Below are 1251 nucleotides of genomic sequence, written 5' to 3'. Positions count from 1 at the left end.
GAAGCCTCAAGAACTCCCATCATCGCAGGTCGCAAGGCTCTTCCTCGTTCCCGGAGAAGTTATCCACAGATGTCAGCCGGTGGATTCGGGCTCAGTCTCCGACAGTTGGAAGCGATCAAGCCCTTTTTCCTTCGGTCTGTGCTTCGCGTACGACTGCTCGTAAGAGGAATGCCGCAGGTGCACCGGCATCCCGCCCGGCCAGTGCACGTTGGCCCACTAGGGCCTGTCTGACAAATGATCACCTGGTTGCTTCGCGAAGCCAGAGGATCAGCGAGGCCAGAACGACTCCGGCCCGGTAACGGGTGGCGAGTTTGTCGAACCTGGTCGCGATCGCACGGAACTTGCTTGAGGCGGGCGAAGCATCGTTCGACCACGTTGCGATCGCGGTAGATCTCCTTATCGAAGGCGGGTGGGCGGCCGCCGCGGGTTCCACGTCGCAGGCGGTTGGCCACCTGGTCGCGGCGTTCGGGGATCGTGGCAACGATGCCCCGGCGCCGCAGCAGGTGGCGTATCGCCCGGCTGGAATATGCCTTGTCGCCCAGCACCCGCGTCGGTGTCGTGCGAGGTCGGCCCGTAACGGCGCGCGGGATGCGGATGCTGTCGAGGGCCTGGCCGAAGGCGGTGGCGTCGTTGACGTTGCCGGGTGTGAGGGTGATGGACAGCGGGAGGCCGCGGCCGTCGACGGCGAGATGAACTTTGGTGGTCAGCCCGCCCCGGGATCGGCCGAGGGCCTGGCGCGCCTGCGAGTGGCCCGGATCTTCCGGTTCGTCCCCGCACGCGGCCCCTTTTTACGGGCGCCGGCCGCGTGCTGGTGAGCTCGGTTGATCGTGGAGTCGACAGCGACGGTCCACTCCACCCGGCCCATTGCGTCGTCGCGGACCTGGACGTGTTCCAGTAGCTTCGCCCAGGTCCCGTCCGCTTCCCAGCGGGCGAACCGCTCGTAGACGGTCTGCCAGGGGCCGTACCGCTCGGGCAGATCGCGCCACGGAGCCCCGGTCCGCAGCCGCCACAGCACCCCGTTGACCACCTGCCGGTGATCACGCCACGGACGACCGTGTCCGCCCACCCGCGGCAACAAGGGCTCTATTCGCTCCCACGCCGCATCCGTCAGCTCACCTCGACCTGCCACAAGATCAATGATCAGACCGGCTATAGAGCAACGTCGCTTCCTAAGCGGCTTTTTGTAGCTCGGTGTTGATCTCCTTCTCGGGGTCGAGGCGGTGGATGTGGATGTCGTGGGTGACGCGGCTG

Annotated in this window: 1 pseudogene; it reads right to left on the bottom strand. The window is 66.1% G+C overall.

The features are described 5' to 3' along the window. Positions 1–216: 216 nt before the first annotated feature. Positions 217–1129 (bottom strand): annotated as a pseudogene (locus tag ACIF9R_RS38340) (IS5 family transposase). Positions 1130–1251 lie beyond the last annotated feature (122 nt).

The organism is Streptomyces sp. NPDC086080, assembly GCF_044540255.1.
Classification (GTDB): domain Bacteria; phylum Actinomycetota; class Actinomycetes; order Streptomycetales; family Streptomycetaceae; genus Streptomyces.
The sequence above is the reverse complement of the archived record's forward strand: the minus strand, read 5'-3'. Positions and strand labels throughout refer to the sequence as shown.